The sequence below is a fragment of the Planktothrix sp. FACHB-1355 genome, assembly GCF_014748295.1.
GTDB classification, from domain to species: domain Bacteria; phylum Cyanobacteriota; class Cyanobacteriia; order Cyanobacteriales; family Aerosakkonemataceae; genus Aerosakkonema; species Aerosakkonema funiforme_A.
Genome location: NZ_JACJUP010001016.1, coordinates 1 through 2,622, shown reverse-complemented (window position 1 = coordinate 2,622; position 2,622 = coordinate 1). Strand labels below are relative to the sequence as shown.

Below are 2,622 nucleotides of genomic sequence, written 5' to 3'. Positions count from 1 at the left end.
AACGTCGCCATGCTGTTTTATCTAATTGGCGCAGTGCTGGTTTATCAAGCGCATCATTCCTTCGCCTTTGCAGGTTTGCGGGGATCGCCTCCAGAAGCACTTGCCCTCATTTTTCTAGGACTATTGGTAAAAGGCGGGATATTTGTATCCGGCTTGTGGCTACCCATGACCCACTCGGAATCGGAAACGCCAGTATCGGCTTTCCTGTCGGGAATTGTCGTCAAAAGTGGCATATTTCCGATCGTGCGTTGCGCGTTGGTTTTGGATGAGATCGATCCCATTGTCAGGTTCTTTGGCGTTGCTACAGCCCTGCTAGGCGTGTTCTACGCCGTGTTTGAAAAGGATAGCAAGCGAATGCTGGCGTTTCACACCGTTTCCCAGTTAGGCTTTGTCCTCGCTGCGCCGGAAGTGGGCGGCTTTTACGCACTGACACACGGTTTGGTCAAATCAGCCCTCTTTTTAATCGCCGGAGTTTTACCGAGTCGAAATCTGAAAGAACTGCAACATACGCCGATCGATACCCCAATTTGGATCGCCCTAGTAGCAGCGAGTTTCTCCATATCCGGTTTTCCCCTATTATCCGGCTTTGGGGCGAAGGTTTTGACGATGAAAAATCTAGTTCCCTGGCAAGTTATCGGTATGAATATTGCCGCACTGGGAACTGCCATATCGTTTGCCAAATTCATCTTTTTGCCTCATCAAAAGCAAGAAGAAAAATCAAATCTTCGTCCCGGTTTTTGGTTGGCGATGATAGTGCTAATTGGTGGACTGATCGGCGCAAATGTTGTCTACTACAAAGCCTATTCTTTTGAGAATATCATCAAACCACTAGCGACGATCGCTCTAGGATGGCTGGCATACTTGTTAATTTTTAAACACTCAAAAATTAAGTTGCCGCGTTTCGGAGAGAAATTTGACGATTTGGTCGGTTTTATGAGTCTGATTTTGATTCTACTTTTTTGGATGGGGTTTGCATGGCTGGGGATTTAATATTGCGATTACTGATTTGGTTTTTGCTCACTGCTGATTTTAGTTGGATAAATATCTTCCTGGGTATCCACATAGCCATCTTATTGCCCTTCAGCTACAAATCCCCTGGAGCGTTAGACGATTGGCTGAGTGTGCTGGGTAAGATTGTAGTGGCGATTCCTCAAGCGTATATTGAGGCATTCGATATCATCTTTCGTCCCCATAACTACGAAGATGTCGTCCTCGAACGAGTCGAACCGCGACGTACACCAGGACTGGTATTTTTGGATATATTCTTAATCACCTTTACACCCAAAACAATTGTTTTGAAATACCGCGAAGATGGCTGGTACGAAGTACACCGGGTTCGCCGGAGGAAAAATTTATGATGAACTTGTTCTTAATTGCCATGATTCTGGCATTGCTAATTCCCATCTACGATGCCTGGAAGAATGAGGATATCTGGCGAAGAATGTTGGCCTTTGGCAGTATCTCGACCAAGGCGGCAATTACAATATTGTTTGTCTCTGTATTGCGCGATGATTGGATGATCGGGATTGTCGGCGTGATGATCCTAACTGTAGGTAATGCCGCCTTAATGTTACTAGCACAAATCATCAAGAGGATCGGGGAAGCATGATTGACCTATTGAGTTATACCTGCATAGGTATAGGAATTTTCTTCTCGTTTTGGGGAACTTCTCACCTCCTCACTCAGCGATCGGTCTTATTCAAACTGCACAGTCTTTCAGTTGCAGATACTCTTGGATCGATGAGTATTATGTTTGGACTTTTGCTGAAAAGACCCAGAGAATGGCCTTTGTTGCTCCTCGCCATTATCTGTTTGGCACTGTGGAATACGATGTTGGGATATGTGTTGGCATACTGTGCCAGTGGAGAACAGAAATATGAATGATAGCTATGTTTATGCGATCACTGCCCTACTGCCTTTGGCTGCTTTTATGGTAGTGCTTCAGGTTAATCCCTACGATGCTTTGGTAATTCGGGGCATACTGGGTGCAATATCGGCAATGTTATATGCAATTTTAGGAGCGCCGGATGTAGCTTTGACGGAAGCTTTGGTGGGGACGATGCTGGCAATTACCCTCTATGCGGTGGCGGTGCGTTCTTCCCTAGTGATGCGTTTGGGTGTGCTGAAAGATGAGTTGATGGAAGGCGATCGCGATCGCTCTTTTGGGGAAATAATGGATGAGTTACGCAGCATTTTTCGCAAACATTATATGCGTGTTGAGCTAGTCCCGTACATGGATAGGGAACAGTTGCATCGGGCGCTCATGGCAAAAGAAGTTCACACTATCTGCGCTACGCAATTGGTGGATGAGGACAAAGAAAAACAACCTTATCAAACTGTAACTAGGCTGCAACGTCTTTATGAGATCGTGCAAAGCGAACTTTCCACACCTGCTACCAGCTTGACTTATGTTAGTGCATCAAATTCCGGGGAGAAACATTGATGAAATGGGTCTACATTGCAGCAGGAATAGCATTTTATATCAAAATGCTGGTATTACCAAACGCATCGCTCGGCTTCGATAGCTCGAAGGGCACGATCATCAGCGTGACCCAGCGCTGGAAGCGGCCACTCTGACCCAGCCCCTCATGCAGCATCTCGATGCATTGCCCCCAGACTTCT

At 46.1% G+C, this 2,622-nt stretch carries 5 protein-coding genes; all 5 read left to right on the top strand.

Annotated elements, in window-relative coordinates; translation table 11 throughout:
• Nucleotides 1-990 (top strand): cation:proton antiporter (locus H6S82_RS28355; RefSeq protein WP_191057114.1); only part of this gene is annotated, 990 nt, incomplete at its 5' end.
• Complete coding sequence (locus H6S82_RS28350; protein WP_190464119.1) at nt 975-1,358, top strand: Na+/H+ antiporter subunit E; 384 nt, start codon at nt 975-977, stop codon at nt 1,356-1,358. The genes H6S82_RS28355 and H6S82_RS28350, both read left to right, overlap by 16 nt.
• Complete coding sequence (locus H6S82_RS28345; RefSeq protein ID WP_190464161.1) at nt 1,358-1,609, top strand: hypothetical protein; 252 nt, start codon at nt 1,358-1,360, stop codon at nt 1,607-1,609. Before H6S82_RS28350 ends, H6S82_RS28345 begins: the two co-directional genes overlap by 1 nt.
• The gene (locus H6S82_RS28340; RefSeq protein WP_190464120.1) at nt 1,606-1,884 is read left to right on the top strand and encodes a monovalent cation/H(+) antiporter subunit G; all 279 of its coding nucleotides are present in this window, start codon (nt 1,606-1,608) and stop codon (nt 1,882-1,884) included. Before H6S82_RS28345 ends, H6S82_RS28340 begins: the two co-directional genes overlap by 4 nt.
• Nucleotides 1,877-2,443, top strand: coding sequence for a DUF4040 domain-containing protein (locus H6S82_RS28335; RefSeq protein ID WP_190464121.1), 567 nt, complete (start codon nt 1,877-1,879; stop codon nt 2,441-2,443). The genes H6S82_RS28340 and H6S82_RS28335 overlap by 8 nt, the downstream gene beginning before the upstream one ends.
• Nucleotides 2,444-2,622 lie beyond the last annotated feature (179 nt).